Origin of the sequence: Stutzerimonas stutzeri, assembly GCF_000590475.1 — a bacterium.
Classification (GTDB): Bacteria; Pseudomonadota; Gammaproteobacteria; order Pseudomonadales; family Pseudomonadaceae; genus Stutzerimonas; species Stutzerimonas stutzeri_D.
This window is the reverse complement of sequence record NZ_CP007441.1, coordinates 2,124,393-2,146,298: the sequence shown is the minus strand read 5'-3', so window position 1 is coordinate 2,146,298 and position 21,906 is coordinate 2,124,393. Positions and strand designations below refer to the sequence as shown.

Genomic DNA, 21,906 nt, shown 5'->3' with positions numbered 1-21,906 from the left:
CCCGCGGCGACCCGCCCCATCCTCAAGAACGGAGTGCAAAGAACCATGGGTACCATCACTACACGCGACGGCACGCAGATTTACTACAAAGACTGGGGGAGCGGCCCTGTCGTGGTGCTTAGCCACGGTTGGCCCCTTAACGCAGATAGCTGGGAATCACAGATGTTCTTCCTGGCATCCAACGGCTATCGGGTAATTGCCCATGACCGTCGTGGGCACGGCCGTTCGAGCCAGCCCTGGCACGGCAACGAGATGGACACCTATGCCGACGACCTCGCCCAATTGCTGGATCATCTGGATGTACGCGATGCCTCGGTGTTCGGGTTCTCGACCGGGGGTGGCGAGGTGGCTCGCTACATCGGCCGGCATGGCACCTCGCGCATTGCCCGAGCAGGGCTGATATCCGCGGTACCGCCACTCATGGTCAAGACCGAGAACAACCCTGGTGGCCTGCCAATTTCGGTTTTCGATGGCATCCGTGCCGCCTCGATCGCTGATCGGTCACAGCTCTATAAGGATGTCGCGAGCGGTCCGTTCTTCGGCTACAACCGAGCCGGTGCAAAGCCCTCGCAAGGGGTTATCGACGCCTTCTGGATGCAGGGAATGATGGCCGGGCACAAGAACGCATACGACTGTATCAAGGCGTTCTCTGAAACCGATTTCACCGAGGATCTGAAGAAGTTCGATGTCCCGACATTGATTCTTCACGGTGACGACGACCAGATAGTCCCTGTGGATGCCGCAGCACGCGCCTCGGCCGAGCTGGTTCCAAATGCCAAGCTGGTCATCTACCCGGGCGCTCCCCACGGCATCACCGATACCCACAAAGATAAGCTCAACGAGGACATGCTTGCGTTCCTGCGCAGCTGACCAAGCCTCGCTGGCGACCCCGTCGGCGAGCAACATTGCTAGGAGAACAAAAATGAGCAGCAAGAAAGCACTGATCGTCGTGGACATACAAAATGACTACTTTCCCGACGGCCTCTGGACGTTAAGCAAGGTTGAGGCGGCTGCAGCGAAGGCTTCCCAGGTGATTGCGGCGTTTCGGGAAAGTGGTGATCTGGTGGTGCACATCCGTCATGAATTCCCCAGTCAGGATGCGCCCTTTTTTCGGCCAAATAGCGAAGGCGCTCAAATTCATCCCAGTGTCATCAATAAGCAAGACGAGCCGGTGGTGCTCAAGCACTACATCAACTCGTTCCGCGAAACCGAACTCAAGGCGATACTCGATCAGCACGGCATCGAGGCGGTGATCATCGTTGGAAACATGAGCCACATGTGCGTCGACGGCATAACACGCGCCGCTGTCGACTTCGGTTACGACACCACAGTGCTACACGATGCCTGCGCAACACGTGATCTGGAGTTCGATGGGGTCAAAGTGCCGGCTGAACACGTACATGCGGCATTCATGGCGGCGCTCCGCTTTGGCTATGCGCCGGTTGTTTCCACCGCTGAGTATTTGCAAGGGCGTTAGTGGGTAACCGACGCACTGTATTCATGCAGCTCTGCACGATCCTTTGCCGTGCGTTACCAGGGATCCGCGCATCATGAACTCAATTTGGAGAGCCAAGGATCATGTCCGCTTATCAATCCGCCTCGGAAGTTGCAAATCAGTTCATAGATGTCGAAGGGCGTCGCCTGGCTTATCGCGTCATTGGCGATGGAAAGCCAATGGTCTTGGCCTTGCGATTCAGAGGGACCATGGATGATTGGGATCCCGCCTTCCTCGATGCGCTCGCCATGCAAGGCTTCAAGGTTCACATTTTCGACTATAGCGGGCTCGGCCTTTCTACTGGCCAGCCTTCCTATGATCCGGCTTCTCTAGCCAAAGACATCATTGATTTCATCGGCGCAATGGAGCTAGCCAAAGTCGTTCTCGGTGGCTGGTCGATCGGAGGCGTCGCGGCTCAAATTGCGCACCTGCTTGCGCCGGGCCTGCTCAGCCATCTGGTGCTCATCGGAACCACTCCCCCCGGAAACCTGGTCATGACAAGCGAGCCGCTGTTTTACCAATTGGCCGCCCGCGACAACGATTTTGAAGATTTTGTCGCACTGTTCTTCGAACCGACTTCAGCAAGCAGCCGTGAGGCCGCTGCTCGTTCAGCTGCACGAGTGGACGCCCGCATCGATGGACGCTGCGAGCCTGTGCCTTACGAATGGGCGGCACAACAACTGGGCGACGGACCCAAAAATCCTATGTTTCCCCTGCCGGCAGCGCTAGAGGCTCTCGAGAACTCGACGATTCCTGTACTTCATGTTGGCGGCGATCATGACATCGTATGTCCTGTGGAAAATTGGTATGTGCTCAATCGCATCCTGCCCACACTGCACCTTGTGACGTATCCCAGCTCAGGGCATGCCCCGCAAAATCAGTATCCCGAAGCAAGTGCGACCCATATCGCTGCGTTTATCGCAGGTTGAATCCGCAGCAAGCGCCTGTCTTCCGGGTTGACTATCGATTAAGCCTAAGGCTCTTGGCAAAGCACCCGCGGCACCCGCCAGACTCCCTTGGCGCGATACCCCCACTGCAGGTGGCGGTACTCGATGCGGTTGTTCATGGTGTCATCCTCGTCAGGATGCATCCGTGAGGTTGGCCCTGACACGCTCCAGCAGCTCGACCAACTGGCGGCATTCCGTATCGTCGATACCGTCGATGGCCAAGTTATTGAGGTAGCGCGTCTGCTGCTGCAGCGACTCGTGCACGACACGCGCCGCCTCCGTGAGGCGCAGGCGGACACTGCGCCGATCGGCGCTGTCGGCCTCGCCTTCGAGCAAGCCTTTGTCGCGTAACCCTTTGATCAGCCGTGCAACCTGGGCCTTGTCCCGGCCGGCGTGCTGCACCAGATCACTGGACGTTGCCCCCGGATGCCGTGCGAAGAAGGCCAGCACCTTGTTCTCCATGTGCGTCAGATCGTGCGGGCCGTCACGCAACGCTCGGTACTGCTGCGAGCGGTAGAGATGCATCAGCGAATGGATCGACTCAAATACCTCTTCCGCCAGGCGCGAATCGTTGGTTGACTTAGTCAACTTTTAACTCCTAATATGGTTGCTGTTATCAACCAATTCGATAATGGGTACAGCATATGTCTTCCTTGGAAACTCGCCATCATATACAGCGCGTGCGCTACGAGCTGCGCCGCCGAGAAGTGGAAGTAATCCGGGTCGAACCCCTGGGTCGTTCTTTCGCACGCATCACCTTTCGCGGCGAGGAGCTAGCCGACTTCGAGTCGGCCGGTTTCGACGACCACATCAAATTCATCTTCGAGGATGGCGACGGCGAGTCAGTGCGCCGGGACTATACCCCGCGGGCATTCGACCGTGACAAGCGTGAGCTGATGCTTGAGTTCGCCCTGCATGGCAGCGGCAAGGCCTGCGCCTGGGCTCGGGCGGCAAAGCCAGGTCAAAAGGCAGTAATTGGCGGACCGCGCGGTTCGCGTATCGTGCCAATGGATTACGACTGGCACCTGCTGGTCGGCGATGACAGCGCCATGCCGGCCATCGCGCGGCGCCTCGAAGAACTCCCGGCTGACGCCCATGTGCTAGTGATCGCCGTGGCCAAGGCCAATGACCGGCCTCCTCTCTCCAGTGCCGCCCAGGTGCAGGTACAGTGGGTCGAGCATGCCGATGCGCTAGCCCCGGCGGTCAGCGCGCTGGTCCTACCTGCCGGTGATGGCTTTGCCTGGGGCGCGGGCGAGGCGAGCGCGATGAAAGCGGTGCGCCAAGTGCTGGTCCATGAAAAACAGCACCCGACCAGCGCCATGCGCGTAGCGGCGTATTGGCGGCAAGGGTCCTCTGATTTTCACGAAGAGCTGACCGAATAACAGCGCTTCCCTTCTATTCGATCGCCTCGTAAAACAGCCCGACGTAGTAACCCGCAATCTTGATCAGGTCTGCCGAGATACCGGTGAGGTAGTCCTGCCCTCTCTGCTGTCAACAGCAGTAATCTGAGCGACGGGTTGCTCTTTGGGATAGCCGCTAGCGTTACCCGAGGCGACGAAGCGCTGGCGACCACGCGCCCTGGGCCAGCAGCAGCCGAGACTCGACGAGCAGATCCGGACCACTGTTCCGTCACTGACCCACAACGCCAATAAATCCACGCGATATGAAGGGCGACCCGCAGATTGCGCTATCTGATTGAGCACCAATCGCTGTTCACAACGCTATCGAGACTGCAACGACTCGATGGCGCTGCCACGCTCGCGCTCACTGTGCTTAACGGACCACTAAGTCAGTGGACAAGGCCGTGTACTAAAGGTCACAACATGGCTCAAAAGTAGACGCTTAAGCAGTGGTGCACTACTCAGAATGCCTCGCATTCGGTCAATGCGTGCGTTGCGCCATCCATCGGCGGTATTGGCGAGTAGGCGAGGCGTTGGCGATCTGCTGCACGATCAGCGCTCGCCAGGGAGATACCTTTGGATTAGGCGTCTTGTTCAGGCTGAGCTTGCCCAACTGAAACTTGACCACCGCCATGTTGGCTAGCGATGCCAGGGCCTTGTTCTTCCAGGTTATGGGAGGCAGCTGCGGGGCGCTGTCTTTGCCGAGACGCCAATCCCGCGGCAAGGCCGGATCGATGGCTAAAGCCGTTCCGATCCCGACCATGTCGACACCACTCTCGATCACCTGCTCGGCTACGGGTCGACGGCGGATGCCTCCTGTGACCATTACCGGCATCTTCGCAACCTTTTGGATATCGCGTGCGAATTCCAGGAAATAGGCTTCTCGCGCAAGCGTGCGACCGTCGCGGGCTTCGCCCTGCATGGCGGGGACTTCATAGCTTCCGCCCGAAAGTTCGACCAAATCGACGTCCTGGCCGTTGAGCAGGCTCACCACCTGTTCAGCATCCTCAGCACTGAAACCACCGCGCTGAAAGTCCGCAGAGTTCAGTTTGACGGCGACCGAGAAATTCGGGGAGACCTCGGCCCGCACGGCTTTGACGATCTGCAGCAGAAGGCGGGCCCGGTTCTCCAGAGAGCCACCCCACTCATCCGTTCGCTGATTGGCAAGCGGTGACAGAAACTGGCTCAGGAGATAGCCATGGGCCGCGTGGATTTCCACGCCAGTAAATCCGGCCAGCTCGCCGAGCCGGGCGGTGCGGGCGAAACGCTGGATCACTTCGTCGATGACTTCCGGCGTCATTTCATAGGGCGTATCGAAGTGCTTAGACATCTTGCCCAGATCCAGCGGTACCGCAGACGGTGCCCAAGTCTTCTGGCCCAGATTGGCCTGCATCTGGCGGCCAGGATGATTGATCTGCAGCCAGAACTGCGCCCCGTTGGAGCGACCGATCCGGGCCCAGCGCTTGAACCGCTCAAGCTGCCGGTCATCTTCGAGCACCACGCCACCCGGTCCCGTCATAGCGCGGCGGTCGACCATTACGTTGCCTGTAATAATCAGGCCAGCCCCTCCATCCGCCCAAGTCAGGTACAGACGCATCAGCTCCTCGGACGGCGCTTGATCGTAGTCGGCCATGCTCTCTTCCATAGCAGCCTTGGCGATGCGGTTCGGAATTCTGGAACCGTTGGGGAGGGTCAGCTCGTTGAAAATGCCCATGCAGAACTACCTCTTGTAATGATGAGCCGACCTTAAGATTAAAGCTAACTTTAATGTCAAGACCCCGTTAATTACGACGTTACCTGGGCCAAGCGGAAACCCTTTGGTCATCCAAAGTGATGTGAGCCGCCGGTTCCTCAACGAGACTGTCAGGCCCGACTCGCGGTCAGGCCGTTGCGCCGGGGCCGCGACCTCGGGTGATCGGCTGAATACGTCATGGGCACCTCCGGATAGCTATCGCAGCAACGCATCACCTGCTTTGAGCACTGCCTTTCTCGGGCGCTTATGGCTGGCATGAATCGCAATGATCAGAACCCTGGAAAAGTTATGCAGGCCAGCTTGACCTTGAAGTTTAGTTAAACGTTAGGGTGCGCGCTTCTGGCCTCTCGAGATGTGCCAGAGCGATGCAGAAACCTGGGTTTCTGGTCGCATGTATCAGCCATAGCGCAAGCGGAGACAGAAGAGCATGAAAGTCGGAACTAGTGCGGTAATCACGGGCGTGCTCTTGAGTGCGATTGCAGCATCCTCATGGGCGGCGGGCTCCCTTGAGGCCGCGCAGCTCGACGGCAAGACCAAACTTGCCGGTCGTGAAGTGAGCGTGGCGGCAGGAGGACTATATGACCGCTATGAGTCGAATCCACCGCTGTCGGTGATTGCCGCCGAAGATCCGACCATCGACCTGAGCTGGTTTAGCGACTTGCCGAAGTGGCTGACCGGCATCAATTTCAGGGAAACGGACAAGGCGGTCGTCTTTGAACTCATCGACAAGGGGACAGGAAAAGTTGACGTCACATTCGAAGGCGAAAAACTCAGCGACCTCTCGAATGACATCGAGATGGTCACCAACAGCTTCACCAATATGGGTCGCGATGGGGAGTTAGCCTATGGGTACGCGGTTTCGCGTCAACAAAGCCATGCATCCAGCTCGAATGAAGACTCGGTGAAGCTCAAGCTAAGCGATGGAAGTCTGTCCGCCTACCTCGAGTCGCTGGATCTCGGAAAAATGATGAAGTACGAATACGTACCGGAATTCCAGAGCGCCCTATATGCACCCGAGCCCTTGAAGGCCATGCTGAAGCGCGACTAAATCCATACGGATTCTAAAAAATTCAGGCCGTCACGGCCTGACTTCTTACCAGAGATGTTTTGTCAGAGAGCTTTGCCAGAAATGCTTGCCTGCGCCTATAGGGCATGGCAGACGCATTTCACGTCTGGGTCGGGCTCTAGACCGTCGCCTTTTCCTCTTTGCCGTCCTCGCGAAAGCGGTGCAGCAGCCGCTGCGTATTCTCCGCGCAGTGCATGCCTTCGGGTTTGGTTTCGATGCCTTCGATGACGACCAGCAGTTGCGCCTTGTTCTGCTCCAGACGCTTCTGCAGGACTTCGATTTCGGACACCTTGCGCTTGAGGCTCTCCAGGAGCTCGTCATGCCGCCAGGCATCGGCGCTTACCGGCAGCAGGTTGCGAATTTCCTCCAGCGAAAAGCCGGCATTCTGGGCGCCGGTGATGATCTCCAGGATCCACACCGCCTCGGGGCCATAATCACGGTAGCCGTTTGCCTTGCGCTCCACCGACTTGATCAAGCCGCTCGACTCATAAAAGCGGATGCGCGAAGCCGCCAGACCGCTGAGCTTCGCCAGTTCACCGATTTTCATATCCCACACTCTCGAAAGGCATTGACATTAAAGTTTACTTTAACTCTACAGTCGGAGCCTTTCCAATCCGCTTGACCGCCATTGGCAGGGTTCACTCTGAGGTCATATCAGGAGAAACACAGCGATGAACGTAGCAGCTCATTTAAATCCTGCCGTAGATAGCGAAGCCGAGGCGTTGCGCATCTTTGGGCTGCAACGCGCGGCTCATCGTCAGAACCCTGTCCCTACCCTGGTAGACCGCCGCGCAAACCTCAAGCGTCTGGAGCGGCTGCTGCTAGACAACCAGGACGCCATCTGCGAGGCGATTAGCCAAGACTTCGGCAACCGCTCTCATCAGGAAACCAAGTTGCTGGAACTGTTCCTCTCGGTCGACGGCATTCGAGACGGCCGCAAGCGCCTGGCGAAGTGGATGAAGCCGCAAAACAGGTCGGGTTCTATCTGGTTTTTCGGCGCCCGCAACTCGGTAATACCACAGCCAAAGGGCGTCGTAGGGGTAGTTGCACCATGGAACTATCCGCTATTTCTAGTAATGGGGCCGGTCACCAGCGCATTGGCAGCAGGTAATCGCTGCATGGTGAAAATGGCGGCGAACTCCCGCAATCTCTGCGCGCTGTTACAACGCCTTGTCGCGCAAAGCTTTGACGAGCGAACGCTGGCTGTTATCCCTGACGTCAGTGGCTCGGTCTTTTCCAGCATGCCATTCGATCACCTGATCTTTACCGGGTCGGCCGACACCGGTCGCCGGGTAATGAGGGCCGCGGCGGACAACCTGACTCCAGTGACACTGGAACTGGGCGGCAAATCTCCAGTGATTGTCGCCGAGGACTACGACCTCAAAACGGCAGCCGCGCGGATTCTGCAGATGAAAACCGTGAACGCCGGGCAGACATGTGTCGCACCGGATTACCTGTTCATCCATGAATCCCAGCTGGATGCCTTCGTGCAGCATTGCCGGGCAATCGTGCCGGCGCGTTACCCTTCCCTGCTCGTCAATGACTACACCTCGATGATCGACCAGCCTTCCTACGAACGGCTGATGGGTTATCTCGATAATGCCGCAGACAAGGGCGCTCAGATCATCAACCTCTTGCCCGGCAGCATCAACGATGACACGGCCCGCAAGATTGCCCCTGTGCTGGTGCTGAATGCCACCGATGGAATGCGCCTGATGCAAGAGGAGATCTTCGGCCCGATTCTCCCAATCAGGACCTATCGCACGCTGGACGAGGTACTGGGCTACATCAATGACCGGGACCACCCTCTGGCCCTTTACCTGTTCACAAACCAACACCACGTCCAGGACCGGGTCGTTTCCCTCACGCAATCCGGTGGAGTGGGCATCAACGATTGTGGGCTGCATGTCGCCCAGCATGACTTACCGTTCGGCGGCGTCGGTGCAAGTGGCATGGGGCACTATCACGGTTATGAAGGCTTCGTTGAATTCTCCAAACTACGCCCGATCTTCAAGCAGTTTTCTGTCCCAGCGTTCCCGCTTCTTTATCCGCCCTATGGGCCACTCTTTGAGAGGCTGATCAGAATGATGCTCCGGCGCTGACAGCCTATGCCTGGGTAAAAGAATGGCTAGCAGCGCTACGATTCTTCCTGTACCAGCTCGCAGCAACGTCAGCAAAAAGCCTCATCGGGCCGGCATCATGAACGGATGCGAGGCGTTGGATCCGGGGGCTTATTCTAGTGGCGCACTATTAGGCGAAACGGCAGGCCGGGGCTGCTACAAGCTCTTAGAGAGGACGCGCCACGTCCCGCAACATGGTCAGAAATGATTCCAGCATTCGGCTGTCCTCATCCTTGCGGGTCACCGCGACCACCAAGGTACCGATGGCTTGGTCACCGATGGGTAAGCATGCTACGTCGCTCCGGCTGTTTTCAGCGATCGAGCGGCCGACGATGGTTCCGCCCAGCCCCGCGCCTACAAGGGCAAGAGCGGTATGGATCTCGACGGCCTCGTAGGCCACAACAGGGGAACCCCCGACGTCTTGCAGCAGCGAAAACATCTGCCGTCCGAAGGGACTACGTGAATCTTTGGGATAGAGGATGAAGGGCAGCGACGTGAACTCTTCGATTGACACTGATGCCTGCTTCGCCAGCCGATGTCCTACTGGCAGCGCAGCCACGAACGGCTCCTCGAGAATGACTTCGTAGTGCATATCGGGGGCTCGCTCGAATGGGCCGATAAAGCGCGATATACCCAGGTCGATTCGATGCTGACGGAGTTGTTCTGCCTGGTATTCAGAGAGCGTCTCGACCAGGTCTACATGAACGTCAGGCGACTGCTCGCGAAAATTTCTTATGGCCGTTGGCAGCAAGGAAAAGATCGCTGAGCGAGTGAAGCCAATCGCCAGCCAACCCCAACTGCCCGTCGCAACCCCCCTCACCTCATCGTCCAGGCGCTCGGCATGCGTCAGCAATTCTTTCGCCCGGGGATAGAAGAATTTGCCCAACGCAGTGAGCTCCATGGGACGCCGCGATCGATCGAACAACTCACCACCCAGGTGTTGCTCAAGCTGGGTCAACTGCATGCTGATGGCGGTAGGCGCGACAAATAACCTCTCGGCAGCACGCGCTGCAGTTCCGGCGGTGACAACCTCACAAAAATAGCGGATCTGACGCAAGTTCATTTTTTTTGAACCTAGGCTCAATAATCGAAAGTTGTAGTCAGGTAAACATTATAAGAATCTGGGTCCTCTCTCAACGGGAGCTCAAAAGTGGACTATCCGCCAATTTCAAAAACAACGAGCGCCACATTGCGTCAGCTAGGTAGCGCGACGATCTACGAAGCCCAGGGCGCCAAGGGCGCGCTGGACAGTGGTATCAAACCGCTTGATATGAATATGAGGGTTGCCGGACCGGCTTTCACTGTGGACATCCGGCCCGGAGATAACCTCATGCTTCATTACGCCTTGCTCCATATCAAAGCGGGCGATGTGCTGGTAGTCGATGCAAAGGGCTTCGTCGAGGCCGGGCCGTGGGGCGACGTGTTGACTGAGCAGGCACTCAAACAAGGCGTTGCCGGCCTGATCATCAACGGCGCGGTACGAGATGCCGAAGCCATCGTGAATGCCGTATTCCCCGTGTTTTGTCGTGGCCTGAGTATCAAGGGCACGGGCAAGAATCAGCCCGGCCTCCTTAACGTACCGGTGTGCTTTGGTGACGTCCTGATCAACCCGGGCGACATTGTGGTCGGCGATCGTGATGGTGTCGTTGTCGTGGCTCGGAACGAAATCGACGACGTGCTCCTTAAAAGCCAGCAGCGGGAAGACAAGGAAGCTTACTTCAGAGAGCAGATTCGGGAAGGCGCTACCACCAGTGACCTGCTTGATCTCCGAGAAACCCTTGAACGACTCAATCTGCGATAGCAAAAAAGAAGTCAACCAACCGCGTACCCCGGTCGTCACGCTTCGCACCTTCTAACTCGACGCACAAAAATAACTACGCTAGAGGAAGCCAAACATGAAAAAGCTGATCAGCCACCTCGCTGCCGCCACTGCCTTTTGCGCATTGCCCGCGCTGGCCGAAACCAAACTCAGTGTCGTAGATGCATTCCCGGTAGGCCACTACGTCGCCGTGCATGCCGGTGACTTCTGGATGGAAAAAGTCACGGAGTTATCGAGTGGAGAAATCCAGTTCGACCATTTCACTTCCGGCCAGCTAGGTAAGCTCACGGAGCTACTCGACGCCACCCGCGATGGTGTCGCCTCGGTTGCTTATATCCCGATGTCGTCTTACTCGTCCCGGTTGCCGCTTGCGGGCGTCGCGGAGTTGCCCGGCCTGTTCGAAACGTCCGTCCGTGGCACTCGGGCTTTCAACACACTGCTTGAAGACGACGGCATCCGCGCCGAATTTGCCGAAGAGAATGTGGTACCACTTTTTGGTGCGGTGTTGCCGCCCTATCAGGTAGCTTCTGCAAAGGGGCCAATCAAGTCCGACGGCGATTTCAAGGCAATACGGCTGAGAACGCCCGGCGGTATTCTGGAACTGGCTGCTTCCCAACTTGGGGCGGTCGCTATCCCCATGGGTGGGCCCGACATGTATTCAGCATTCCAGCGAGGTACTGTCGACGCGACCCTCAATTCCTACAGTTCTCTGAACTCCTACAAACTGCTCGAAGTGATCGATGCGGCGAGTACCAACGGCTCATTTGGGTCGTTCGCGTTCGTCTACGCCATGAACAAAGATCAGTTCGACGAGCTCTCAGCGGAGCAACAGCAGAGCCTCCTGGAAGCCGGGCAACTCGCAGCGGATAACTTCGCCACGTGGATGGACGCCAACGAAGGCGAAATCGCCAAGGCTTTCGCCGCAAAAGGCGTTAACACCTACGCCATTGACCAAAAACAGCTAGACGTGTGGAACGAGCGGATGTCGGTCGTCGCGGAGGACTGGGCGAGCCGCCTCGAAAATCGCAGGTTGGCCGGTAGCGAGACGCTGAAGGCCTGGAAGCAAGCGCTGTCCGAGACGAAGTAGAGTCATGGCCATTCTTTCTGCCCTAGATCGGTTATTGACCCGCCTTGAAAAAGTGACGGTCGCGCTGTCATCGCTTGCGCTGTTTGTGATGATGGCGCTGGTCACGATCGACGCGTTGACCCGTTACGTCATCAAGGTCACGCTGCCGGACGTTTATCACTTCTCCGAACTCTACCTGATGCCGACGATTTTCTTCCTCGCCCTGGCCAACACCCAGAAGCTGGGCGGAAACGTAGCCGTGGAGTTGCTGGAAAATCGACTGCCCGTCGGTTTGTCCACCGTAATTAAGCGTGTTTCGCTCCTGCTGACTGCCGTTATTGCCGGATTGGCCGCCTATGCGGCGTTCCCCATGGCTTGGCAGCACATCATGGACTGGCGCGTTACCGGCGGAGAAGTCCCCTGGCCAACCGGCCTATCGCGAATGATCGTACCCATCGGGTTTGGTTTGCTCGCGCTGCGTCTGGTTCTTCAAGTCGTCAATTCAAAGGGGCGCTGAGCATGCTGGCTGCACTTATCACACTGTTATTGGTGGGTTTGATCCTGTTCGGCGTACCCATTGCCTTCTCGCTGCTGATTGCCGGCGCGGTCGGGTTGTTCTTTTCGCTGGGTTTCGCCCCACTCCTAGGCATCCTTAAATCGGCACCCTATGCCACCGGCTCTGACTTCGTCTTGTCGACCATACCGATGTTTATCCTCATGGCGGAGCTATTGGCCGCCGGCACCATCGTCAGGGACATCTTCCAGGCCGGCGACCGGTTCTTCTCTCACCTCAAGGGCGGCCTGGCATTTGCCACGACCATTGCCAGCGCCCTGATCGCAGCGCTCATGGGATCAAGCCCGGCGGCGGCTGCCACCATGAGCGCCATTGCCGTGCCGGAGATGCGGCAGTACGGCTACAAGGACAAGCTGAGCCTGGGCGTCGTGTCGGCGGCCGGCACGCTCGCGGTCATGATTCCGCCCAGCATCATCCTGATCCTGTACGGCATCCTGACCGAGACCTCGATCGGTAAGCTGTTCCTCGCCGGGGTCGTTCCGGGGCTGCTGACCGCGGGTTGCTTCATCGCAGTCATTGCGATCTGGGTACGAACCGACAAGACCATCGCGCCCAAGTCCCCACCCAAGCACGACTTGAAAGAGCGTCTTCGCTCGCTGAGGCGCGTCTATCCAGCCTTGCTGCTGATCATGCTGGTACTCGGCGGAATCTACGGCGGTGTCGTCACCGCATCGGAGGCAGGTGCCTTGGGAGCAGCGGGCGCACTCGTGATCGGTTTCCTCGTCGGTGGCCTGAATAGGACTTCTGCCAAGGAGGCCTTCATTCGGGCAATCAAAACCAGCAGCATGATCTTTGCCATCGTAGTGGCGGCCGCGATCTACGGCTACTTCCTGTCCTCGACGCAGGTCATCCAGGACCTGATCGGCTGGATCGAAGCGCTCGGGTTAAACAGGCATGTGCTGCTGGTCGTCGTGCTTCTGGTCTATCTGGTGCTGGGCGCATTTCTCGATCCGGTGTCGATTCTCGTCATTACGCTGCCTCTTGGCTTTCCGCTAATGATGAACAACGGCTTTGATCCCGTCTGGTTCGGCATCGTCGTAACGAAGATGGTCGAGATAGGCCTGATCACCCCGCCGGTTGGCATGAATGTTTTCGTGGCCTCTGCTGCGGTGGACGGGAAGATATCCGAAGGCTTTGCAGGCGTTCTTCCCTTCGTTCTGTGCGAGCTCTGCCTGATTCTATTGTTTGTCCTGTTTCCAGAAGTCATCACCTATCTGCCCAACCTGTTTTACGGCGCGTAATGCAATGGACCGTCTTGTATCCAAGCTTCCGGAATTAACGTCAGGCAGCCCCTAATGCGCCTGCCCTAACCAGAAGCCGAGTAAAACAACCTTGATTAACTTGATACTGCCGCCGTCGCCGTTGTGCCACAGCGTTAGAGAGGAAGTGCGCCATGAATGCAGAAGATAAAGAACTGGTTGCGCTGTTCGACGGGCTCGATACCCCTTCGGTATCCGATGCCATGGACAAACTGGGACTGTCGGGCCAATGCATGAACATTGCGCCCCTGGCTAACTACGACAAGTTGCTTGTCGGACCGGCTTTCACTGTGAAATACGTTTCCGCCAGTACGCCCCCTGGCACTGTTGGAGATTTTATTGATGATGTGGCCGCTGGCGATGTCGTGGTAATCGACAACGATGGGCGTACGGACTGTACGGTGTGGGGCGACATCATGACTGAATATGCCGTAGCCCGGCGGATCGCTGGCACGCTCATCGACGGTGTTTGCCGGGACGTAAACCGTGCGCTGGGCGAAGATTATCCGCTGTTTACGCGCGGCCGTTTCATGCGTACTGGGAAGGACCGGGTACAAGTTGAAGCAGTTAATGTACCTGTTTCAATCGGCTCAGCACGTGTTGTGCCTCGCGATATCGTCGTGGCGGACGCAAACGGAGCGCTAGTAGTCCCTCGTGAATATGCTCGAAAAGTCGCTGAACTCGCCCGTAAAATTGAGGCAGTTGAGACAGAAATTCGCATGCATCTAAGTCAGGGTCAAACTCTATCGCAGGCACGCAAGCTTATGGGTTATCACGAACTGCAGCGAAAGGAATAACTCGGAAGTAGGCGCTGGAGCAAAGGGATGAGCATCTCCACCCCTCATACATCCCATGGGCGTTGGGGCAAAGAATCTATTTAATAGCCGACCTTATCCGGCTAAGCGAACTTAACTCCATGGTAATCACCTCGATTCTGACGCCTCGGAACGGCGGCGAACGACCGCTCTTGGCCGAGGCTGTGTGAAAACGTTTCTGCCTGGATGCGACCAGCTGAATCGTCCCCAAAATCGCATCGCTACGAAAGACTTAGATCTGCTGAACAGCAAAGCTCTGTCAGATTTCACGTAGAAGCGCAGACTTCAAAAGGGGACCGTGTTTTACACAGCCTGGGCCGTAAGCCGCCCTTCAATCCTACAGCGGTAGCTACTCCCGACCACGCCACAGTCTCTTTGCCCTCCCCGCCTGCAAGACAGATAGGGAATCTGCGACGAGTTCGCCCCGCACCTGACCGCTCGGGCCCTTCAGCTGTCGGCAACGGCTTCGAGGGCGGCGTGGACTAAGGCCCACTGCCGCTCGCGCGCTCATCGTGAGTGCCGGTCAATACAGGACGGAGGACATGCGCGCCAGTGTTGGCGGCCATGCGTGCATCTAAAAATCCCGATGCGCTTCTAAGTTTTTAAGCTTTCCCGAAATGCTGGATCGTCCAGGTAGGCTACATTCAGACGCGTCCAGGGAACCGGGACGTTGCGATTCACGGCGAAGATCGAGCCTGGCGCAAGCATTACGCCTTTGGTTAGGCAGTGCCGGGTCAATTCGTTCGTGTCCTCGATACCGGGAAAGCGGGCCCAGAGGTAAAGGCTTTGCTCCGGCCGGCAGAAGACCTCGGCGCCCAGCCCGTCGAGAATTTCCAGGCCGCGCTGCGTGGCCTCACGCAGTCGATTCTGCAGGCGAGCCAGGTGTCTGAGGAAATGCCCTTCCCCCAGGATCACCTCGATGGTGCGCTCACTGTATTCCGCGCCGCTGTTGTGTAGAAGCATCTTGAGGTCGGCCAGCTCCTCGATGCGCTGCTTGCTGCCGGCGATGAAGCCGACGCGCAACGCCGCCGAGATCGATTTGGAAAAGCTGCCCAGGTAAAGCGTGCAATTCAGTTGATCCAGGGCCGATAGCTTGACCGCCGAGCTGGGTTTGAAGTCGGCCATGGCGTCGTTTTCGACGATGAGCAGGTCATGCGCCTCCGCGATTTTCAGCAGTCGGTGGGCCTTGGCAGGCGACAGGTCCGAACCGGTGGGGTTCTGGCCGATGGACTGCATGAAGAACAGCTTGGGCTTGTGCCGCTTGAGGATACGCTCCAGGGCGTCGAGGTCCGGCCCGTCGGCTTGGCGCGGCACGCCGAGCATGCGCGCACCTTGCAGTTGCAGCTTGCCGAACAGGGGGTAGTATCCCGGGTCTTCAACCAGCACCACATCTCGTGGCGCAACGTAACGACGGATGATCAGGTCCATGCCGTGGTTGGCGCCCAGCGTCGTCACGACCTGTCTGGGCGAGACGGCTATGGCGTAATCGGCCAACTTCTGAATCAGCCGGTGGCGAAGCGCCGGGTTGCCTAGACGAGTGCCGTAGCGAAACAGGGTGGTGACCCCGCCTCTAACGACCTGGCGGTGAAACTTGTCCAGGCGCATGTCCATCAGCCACTCCACGGGCGGAAAGCCTTCGCCCAGATGCGAATGACCCGGCTCGCGAACAAACTGTTGGCGCATCATCCAAATGGTGTCCAGCGCGCGGGTATAGGGCTCTGAATCCTCGTCCTCCAAGCCGATCGATGGGACAACGTCGCAGACGAAGAATCCGCTGCCGTGACGGCCCTCGACCAGACCCTGCGCGGCCAGGTGTTCATACGCGGTGATCACGGTGTTTTTCGACAGCCGATGCAGGCGCATGTACTCGCGTAGCGAAGGCAGCTTGTCGCCGGCTTTGAAGACGCTGTCCGCGATTTGCCGAGCGATGGCATTGGCAACCTTTTGGGCAAGCGTCTGACGGGCCATGGCGAACTCTGGGGAATGGAGGTCAACTGTCTCTCGAAACTGTACCTTCTTTCGAGGTTACAGATGGGGATAACGTTGGTTCATCCAATAACAACCGACTCCCCAGGAGCGCCCCGATGTCCATCGATTCCCGCTTGCCTAATTTTCGAAACCTCACGCCCGCCGACCGTCTCACGCATATTCAGCAATTGCTTTCGTTGTCCGACGCGGACGCCGCTCTGCTGCGTGGTTCCGGGGCGCTGCCCCTGGAGATTGCCGAGGGAATGATCGAGAACGTGGTGGGTACGTTTGAGTTGCCCTACGCGATTGCCGGCAACTTTCAAATCAACGGGCGTGACGTCTTGATTCCTCTAGTGGTCGAGGAGCCGTCCATCGTTGCCGCTGCGTCGTTCATGGCCAAGCTGGCCCGGCCGACTGGAGGTTTTGTTACGTCCAGCAGCGCGCCATTAATGCGTGCCCAGGTTCAGATCGTAGGAGTTGACGACCCCTACAACGCCCGCCTCAGCCTGCTGCGCAACAAGGACGAGATCATTGCCTTGGCCAACAGCAAGGACCAACTGCTGAACAAGCTGGGCGGCGGATGTCGCGATATAGAAGTGCATACCTTCATTGACAGCCCGCGCGGGCCAATGCTGGTCGCTCACCTGATCGTCGACGTACGCGATGCGATGGGCGCCAATACGGTCAACACCATGGCCGAAGCCGTCGCCCCGCTGATCGAGCAGCTCACCGGCGGCAAGGTTCGGTTGCGCATCCTGTCGAACCTGGCCGATTTGCGCCTCGCCCGCGCCCAGGTGCGGATCGCCCCCGAACAGCTGGATACGGCGGATTACAAAGGCGTGGATGTCATAGAAGGCATTATCGACGCCTACACCTTTGCTGCCATTGACCCCTATAGGGCCGCAACGCACAACAAGGGCATCATGAACGGCATCGATCCGTTGGTGGTGGCCACCGGTAACGACTGGCGCGCGGTCGAAGCCGGCGCACACGCCTATGCCTGTCGCAACGGACACTACGGTTCGCTGACCACTTGGGAGAAGAACGGTAGCGGCGATCTCGTGGGCACCATCGAAATGCCCATGCCGCTGGGCCTGGTAGGAGGGGCGACCAAAACCCATCCACTGGCGCAGCTTTCGCTGCGCATCCTGGGCGTAAAAACGGCTCAGGACCTGGCGGAGATCGCGGTCGCCGTAGGCCTGGCGCAGAACCTGGGCGCATTGCGCGCGCTGTCCACCGAAGGGATTCAGCGGGGCCACATGGCGCTGCACGCGCGCAATATTGCGCTGTCAGCTGGTGCGCGTGGTGAAGAGGTCGACTGGGTCATCATGCGCATGGTCGAGACCCGCGACGTACGTGCCGATCGCGCCGAAGCGCTGCTGGTCGAGAAGCGCGGCCAATGACTGCCAACGCGGTCAGGCTGGTCGAGGTTGGCCCACGCGACGGCTTACAGAACGAGCCGCGCGTACTGCCTACCGAGACGCGCATCAGCCTTATCGAGCGTCTGGTCGCCGCTGGCCTGCGCCATCTTGAAGTCGGTGCATTCGTCTCGCCTCGGTGGGTCCCGCAGATGGCAGGCTCGGACGAGGTGATGCGCTGCCTCGCGCCTTTGCCCGGCGTGACCTACAGCGCGCTGGTTCCCAATGAACGAGGCCTGGACGCGGCATTGGCGAACGGCTGCCGTGAGGTCGCCGTATTTGCGGCCGCCTCGGACGCTTTCTCGCAACGAAACATAAACTGCTCCATTGCCGAGAGCCTGGAACGGTTTGAACCGGTGCTCAGCAAAGCCCGGGAAGCCGGCATCGCTGTTCGCGGTTATGTTTCCTGCGCGCTGGGTTGCCCCTTCGCCGGCGACGTTGCGCTCGCCGACGTAGTTCGGGTCAGCACCGAGCTCTATAGGATGGGCTGTTATGAGATCAGCCTCGGCGACACGGTCGGTAGGGGCACACCTGGAAAGACTAAGGCACTGATCGAAGCCTGCGCCAGCGAGATGCCGGTAACGGCACTCGCCGGCCATTTTCACGACACCTACGGCATGGCAATCGCCAACCTGTACGCCGCGCTCGAAGCTGGGGTTCGGGTGTTCGACAGCTCCGTTTCCGGCCTTGGCGGCTGCCCCTATTCGCCAGGCGCAACCGGTAATGTCGCAACGGAAGACGTTGTCTACCTGCTCGGTGAACAGGGTCTGCAAACTGGCATAAAGCTCGAGGCGTTGGTGGACACGGGGCACTTCATCGACCAGAAGTTGGGTCGGGTCACCGCTTCGCGTACGGCTCGTGCAGTCATTGCCAGACGGGGGCGAACGGGCGAGCGCATACCGAACTGACGCTTTTTCTCGATAACAACAAGAGCCCATCAGGGCAGGAGAAACATCATGGACTACCAACCGAGCAATCCCGCGTTCCAGCGCCGCCAGGCAGGAGGCATCTGCCATGAAGAAGCCTGAGCTCTACGAGGTATGGGGAGATACCGTCGATAGCGGTCACCTGATCATTGCCATCATTATCGGGGCATGTATCAGTCTTGGAACCTTCTACCTCGCGCAGCACCTGCTACTCGGCATTGTCGAATCAGCGCAGATGGCCCGGGCCTATGCAATGCTGACCGGTATTTTGGGATGCCTTGCCGGAGGCGTTATCAGCGCCATTCTGTTCAAGCCCAAGCGCGACGTTGTCGAAAACATGGCCGATCCCACGTTCCGCCAGCAGGTCCTCGCCGAACTGACCGCCGAGCACGGAACCCTGGGACGGCTCGATGAGCTGCCAGCAGAGGTTGTTGCTGAGCTCAGGGAGCTGGCGCTATACGATTTATTTCGTGACGCCGAGGCGGCTGAAGCCCGGACCGCTCCGGGAGCAACCTCCTCTGTCGAAATGCTTCCCGCGCAAGCCAGCCTGAATGGAGGGCGAGCATGATGGAAGGCTTACTCGACCAGATCCTAGTTGCCCTTGGCATGGGCATCATCGGTGCAGTTGTGTTCGCCGCCATTGGCCTGATCTCCGGTAGCGACGAAACCACGACCCTGGCGCCACTGACCCTCCTGGTGGTGCTGCTCGGCGTTCCGCCGGAAGGCGTCTTTACCTTTTTCCTGGCAGGCGCCGTTGCTAAACACATGACCCACGCGGTGCCGACCGCCTTGCTGGGCATTCCAGGCGACACCATGGCCGCGCCACTGATGGCCGAAGCCAATTACCTGCGCAAACTCGGCGTTCCGCACATTGCGCTTCGCAAGATGATCTCCGGCGGTGCCATTGCAGCGCTCGTCGCCGTGCCGCTGTCGGTGCTTTTCGCGGTGCTGCTGGCCCCGTTCGGCGATGTAATCAAGGAGTTCGCGCCTTGGGTGTTTCTCTGCGCCGCGCTCCTGATTGCCTACTTCTCAGCCGGTCGATGGGCCTCGGTATTGACCCTGGTACCCTTCGTGCTGGTCATCGTCGCGTTGCAGACCCTGACTGCACAGCATGGCGTGAAGCTGGGCGTAAGCTATTTCCTAGGCATTGCCATTGGCCCCCTTATCGCCTCGCTGTTCGCGCTCCTATCTCCAGGCGAGCGAGTTCGCATGCAGCGCGACGGTGTACGGGTGTTCTCGTTGTCACCGGATGTGAAAAGCTGGGGTGGCTACTTTCCAAACCCTCTGAAGGTGCTCGACACTCGCCAGACGCGCATGACGCTGGCGACTGCCGCCGTATCGAGTGCGACCTTTGTATTCAGCCCGGTCGCGATGACCGTAATCATGGGCGAAGTGATAGGTGCGCGAATCAGGCATGCCTACCACCGTCTCACTACCGTGATAACGGCGCGCAATGGTGTCACCGAGGCGACCTACATCGCCGAAGCGCTGATTCCGCTGATCGCCTTCGGTCTACCCTTGAGCCCGGTTGCCGCAGGGCCAGCAGCCCCATTATTCAATGCACCGCCACGCTTTTTCGTCGACAGCGCCACCGGCGAAATCAACAACCTGCATACCTTGATGAGCACGTGGGAGTTTTTCGGGTACGGGATGCTGGCAGTGATCATCGCCATCCTAATCGCCTACCCGTTTTCGATGAATTTCGCGCACCGCGCGGCATCGTTCGTGTCGCGAAAGGTCAGCCACGAAGCGGTTATCGCGACTTTTGTCGGGCTTATTCTGGTGATCGGCATTTGGGAAGGCGGTCTGCTGGGTCTGATGGTAATTCTCACCGTGGGGCTGCTCGGCGGCTTCCTCTCCCGCTTTCTGGGTTTCAACATTGGCGTGCAGTTCATGGGGTTCTACACCGCCGTCCTGACGGTACCTGCGTTGCTCGCGCTGGGCGGTTGAGCGCCAAAACGCCCGACATGTACCGCGGCCGCTGGCTGATCACGACAGTCAGCGGCGCTGGTTCGAAGTTCGTACGCTCAGCTCACATACCCCGCACCTGAGAGGTCGTGATGCTCATTCGAGGTGCCGGCATGATCTATATCGTATCCACGTGATGGAAAGCCAGCGCCACATTCCACCGGATATCGGCTTGCGGCAGCCATGGATCGCCTTCTACAGTGATCACTCACCTCTGCGCAGAAGCCCGCTCCCATGCTCACCGACGCCCTCGCCCGCTTCCCCCGCCTTGAGCTGATTGCCGCCGCCACACCGCTGGAACACCTACCGCGTCTATCACGTCACTTGGGTCGGGATATCTGGATCAAGCGCGACGACCTCACCCCGCTAGCCCTCGGTGGCAACAAGGCGCGCAAGCTCGAATACCTTGGCGCCGATGCCCTCGCACAGGGCGCCGAGGTGTTGGTCACCGCCGGCGCCATCCAGTCCAACCATGTACGCCAGACGGCGGCCCTGGCGGCCAGGCTCGGCCTGGGCTGCCTGGCATTGCTGGAGAATCCGCTGGGCACTGGCGAGGGTAATTACCTAAGCAACGGCAACCGCCTGCTGCTCGACCTGTTCGGCTGCGAGATCGAAACGGTCGCAAACCTGGATAGCGCCGACGAGCTGCTACAGGCCGCCGCCGAGCGCCTGCGCAGCGCCGGACGCAAGCCCTACGTGGTACCGATCGGCGGCTCCAATGCGCTCGGCGCCTTGGGTTACGTGCGCGCCGGCCTGGAGCTGGCAGAGCAGATGCACGGCACTGGCGAGGACTTCGCCGCGGTGCTCCTCGCCTCCGGAAGCGCCGGTACCCACAGTGGCTTGGCTCTGGCGCTTGAATATGCACGACCAGGCAGCCGGGTGGTCGGGGTCACCGTCTCGCGCCCAGATACGACCCAGCGGCCCAAGGTTGAAGGCCTGCTGCAACGCACCGCCGAACTGCTCGGCGTCGATGTGCCGACGGGGATGCAAATTGAATTGTGGGACCAGTATTTCGCCCCGCGCTATGGCGAGCCGAATGCCGGCACCCTGGCCGCGATCCGTCTACTTGCCGAGCAGGAAGGCGTGCTGCTCGACCCGGTGTACACCGGCAAGGCCTTCGCCGGGCTGCTCGACGGTATTGCCCGCGACGTCTTCCCTGGCCATGGTCCACTGCTGTTTTTGCATACCGGCGGTGCCCCGGCGCTATTCGCCTATCATCCATGGGCGCTGTGACGTGAATGACATATTCCACAAAAAAGCGCTTGGTAATTCCTAATGATTTATCGATTAAAACTACACCCCTAGAGTTGAC

21 protein-coding genes are annotated in these 21,906 nt (G+C 58.8%); 16 read left to right on the top strand and 5 right to left on the bottom strand.

Annotated elements, in window-relative coordinates; translation table 11 throughout:
* The first annotated feature begins 45 nt into the window (after positions 1-45).
* From CH92_RS10025 to CH92_RS10015, 3 genes are all read left to right on the top strand, one after another.
* On the top strand, positions 46-870 hold the full coding sequence (locus CH92_RS10025; RefSeq protein WP_025241642.1) for an alpha/beta fold hydrolase: 825 nt from the start codon (positions 46-48) through the stop codon (positions 868-870).
* A 52-nt stretch (positions 871-922) separates the two neighbouring features.
* Positions 923-1,477, top strand: coding sequence for a cysteine hydrolase family protein (locus tag CH92_RS10020; RefSeq protein WP_025241641.1), 555 nt, complete (start codon positions 923-925; stop codon positions 1,475-1,477).
* 101 nt (positions 1,478-1,578) lie between these two features.
* Positions 1,579-2,424 carry an alpha/beta fold hydrolase gene (locus tag CH92_RS10015; RefSeq protein WP_025241640.1) on the top strand — a complete coding sequence of 282 codons (846 nt, stop codon included), beginning with the start codon at positions 1,579-1,581 and terminating at the stop codon, positions 2,422-2,424.
* 150 nt (positions 2,425-2,574) lie between these two features.
* Here CH92_RS10015 and CH92_RS10010 read toward each other — a convergent pair whose 3' ends face one another.
* Entirely contained in the window at positions 2,575-3,030 is a 456-nt protein-coding gene (locus tag CH92_RS10010; RefSeq protein WP_025241639.1) for a MarR family winged helix-turn-helix transcriptional regulator, read from the bottom strand.
* Positions 3,031-3,086: 56 nt separating this feature from the next.
* Here CH92_RS10010 and CH92_RS10005 point away from each other — a divergent pair, with 56 nt between their 5' ends.
* Positions 3,087-3,824, top strand: coding sequence for a siderophore-interacting protein (locus CH92_RS10005; RefSeq protein ID WP_025241638.1), 738 nt, complete (start codon positions 3,087-3,089; stop codon positions 3,822-3,824).
* Positions 3,825-4,323: 499 nt separating this feature from the next.
* Here CH92_RS10005 and CH92_RS10000 read toward each other — a convergent pair whose 3' ends face one another.
* Positions 4,324-5,556 carry an NADH:flavin oxidoreductase/NADH oxidase family protein gene (locus CH92_RS10000; RefSeq protein WP_025241637.1) on the bottom strand — a complete coding sequence of 411 codons (1,233 nt, stop codon included), beginning with the start codon at positions 5,554-5,556 and terminating at the stop codon, positions 4,324-4,326.
* A gap of 466 nt (positions 5,557-6,022) precedes the next feature.
* On the opposite strand from CH92_RS10000, the gene CH92_RS09995 reads away from it, so the two are divergent.
* A complete protein-coding gene (locus CH92_RS09995) occupies positions 6,023-6,643 on the top strand; it encodes a hypothetical protein (protein ID WP_025241636.1) in 621 nt (206 codons plus the stop codon).
* A gap of 136 nt (positions 6,644-6,779) precedes the next feature.
* Here the strand turns inward: CH92_RS09995 and CH92_RS09990 are convergent, their stop codons facing one another.
* Positions 6,780-7,208 carry a MerR family transcriptional regulator gene (locus CH92_RS09990; protein ID WP_038622952.1) on the bottom strand — a complete coding sequence of 143 codons (429 nt, stop codon included), beginning with the start codon at positions 7,206-7,208 and terminating at the stop codon, positions 6,780-6,782.
* A gap of 124 nt (positions 7,209-7,332) precedes the next feature.
* On the opposite strand from CH92_RS09990, the gene CH92_RS09985 reads away from it, so the two are divergent.
* Positions 7,333-8,763 carry a coniferyl aldehyde dehydrogenase gene (locus CH92_RS09985; protein ID WP_025241635.1) on the top strand — a complete coding sequence of 477 codons (1,431 nt, stop codon included), beginning with the start codon at positions 7,333-7,335 and terminating at the stop codon, positions 8,761-8,763.
* 184 nt (positions 8,764-8,947) lie between these two features.
* Here the strand turns inward: CH92_RS09985 and CH92_RS09980 are convergent, their stop codons facing one another.
* The gene (locus CH92_RS09980) at positions 8,948-9,844 is read right to left on the bottom strand and encodes a LysR family transcriptional regulator (protein WP_025241634.1); all 897 of its coding nucleotides are present in this window, start codon (positions 9,842-9,844) and stop codon (positions 8,948-8,950) included.
* Between the two features lie 87 nt (positions 9,845-9,931).
* Here CH92_RS09980 and CH92_RS09975 point away from each other — a divergent pair, with 87 nt between their 5' ends.
* The 5 genes from CH92_RS09975 to CH92_RS09955 all read left to right on the top strand — a co-directional run bounded on the left by CH92_RS09975 (position 9,932) and on the right by CH92_RS09955 (position 14,296).
* Entirely contained in the window at positions 9,932-10,582 is a 651-nt protein-coding gene (locus CH92_RS09975) for a 4-carboxy-4-hydroxy-2-oxoadipate aldolase/oxaloacetate decarboxylase (protein WP_200869650.1), read from the top strand.
* Between the two features lie 94 nt (positions 10,583-10,676).
* Positions 10,677-11,687 (top strand): TRAP transporter substrate-binding protein DctP, encoded by a 1,011-nt coding sequence (dctP, locus tag CH92_RS09970; RefSeq protein ID WP_025241632.1) that lies wholly within the window; start codon positions 10,677-10,679, stop codon positions 11,685-11,687.
* Positions 11,688-11,691: 4 nt separating this feature from the next.
* Positions 11,692-12,183: a TRAP transporter small permease gene (locus CH92_RS09965; protein ID WP_025241631.1), complete on the top strand. Its 492-nt coding sequence runs from the start codon at positions 11,692-11,694 to the stop codon at positions 12,181-12,183.
* Between the two features lie 2 nt (positions 12,184-12,185).
* A complete protein-coding gene (locus CH92_RS09960) occupies positions 12,186-13,481 on the top strand; it encodes a TRAP transporter large permease (RefSeq protein ID WP_025241630.1) in 1,296 nt (431 codons plus the stop codon).
* Positions 13,482-13,633: 152 nt separating this feature from the next.
* Positions 13,634-14,296, top strand: a complete 663-nt coding sequence (locus CH92_RS09955) for an RraA family protein (protein ID WP_025241629.1) — start codon at positions 13,634-13,636, stop codon at positions 14,294-14,296.
* A gap of 612 nt (positions 14,297-14,908) precedes the next feature.
* On the opposite strand, the gene CH92_RS09950 is transcribed toward CH92_RS09955, so the two are convergent.
* On the bottom strand, positions 14,909-16,282 hold the full coding sequence (locus CH92_RS09950) for a PLP-dependent aminotransferase family protein (RefSeq protein WP_025241628.1): 1,374 nt from the start codon (positions 16,280-16,282) through the stop codon (positions 14,909-14,911).
* Positions 16,283-16,398: 116 nt separating this feature from the next.
* On the opposite strand from CH92_RS09950, the gene CH92_RS09945 reads away from it, so the two are divergent.
* The 5 genes from CH92_RS09945 (at position 16,399) to CH92_RS09925 (ending at position 21,827) form a co-directional block, all read left to right on the top strand.
* On the top strand, positions 16,399-17,685 hold the full coding sequence (locus CH92_RS09945; protein WP_025241627.1) for a hydroxymethylglutaryl-CoA reductase, degradative: 1,287 nt from the start codon (positions 16,399-16,401) through the stop codon (positions 17,683-17,685).
* Positions 17,682-18,608 carry a hydroxymethylglutaryl-CoA lyase gene (locus tag CH92_RS09940; protein ID WP_025241626.1) on the top strand — a complete coding sequence of 309 codons (927 nt, stop codon included), beginning with the start codon at positions 17,682-17,684 and terminating at the stop codon, positions 18,606-18,608. Before CH92_RS09945 ends, CH92_RS09940 begins: the two co-directional genes overlap by 4 nt.
* A gap of 106 nt (positions 18,609-18,714) precedes the next feature.
* Positions 18,715-19,194, top strand: a complete 480-nt coding sequence (locus tag CH92_RS09935) for a hypothetical protein (protein ID WP_025241625.1) — start codon at positions 18,715-18,717, stop codon at positions 19,192-19,194.
* Entirely contained in the window at positions 19,191-20,576 is a 1,386-nt protein-coding gene (locus CH92_RS09930; protein WP_038622950.1) for a tripartite tricarboxylate transporter permease, read from the top strand. Before CH92_RS09935 ends, CH92_RS09930 begins: the two co-directional genes overlap by 4 nt.
* Before the next feature lie 252 nt (positions 20,577-20,828).
* Complete coding sequence (locus CH92_RS09925) at positions 20,829-21,827, top strand: D-cysteine desulfhydrase (protein WP_025241623.1); 999 nt, start codon at positions 20,829-20,831, stop codon at positions 21,825-21,827.
* The last annotated feature ends 79 nt before the right edge of the window (positions 21,828-21,906 follow it).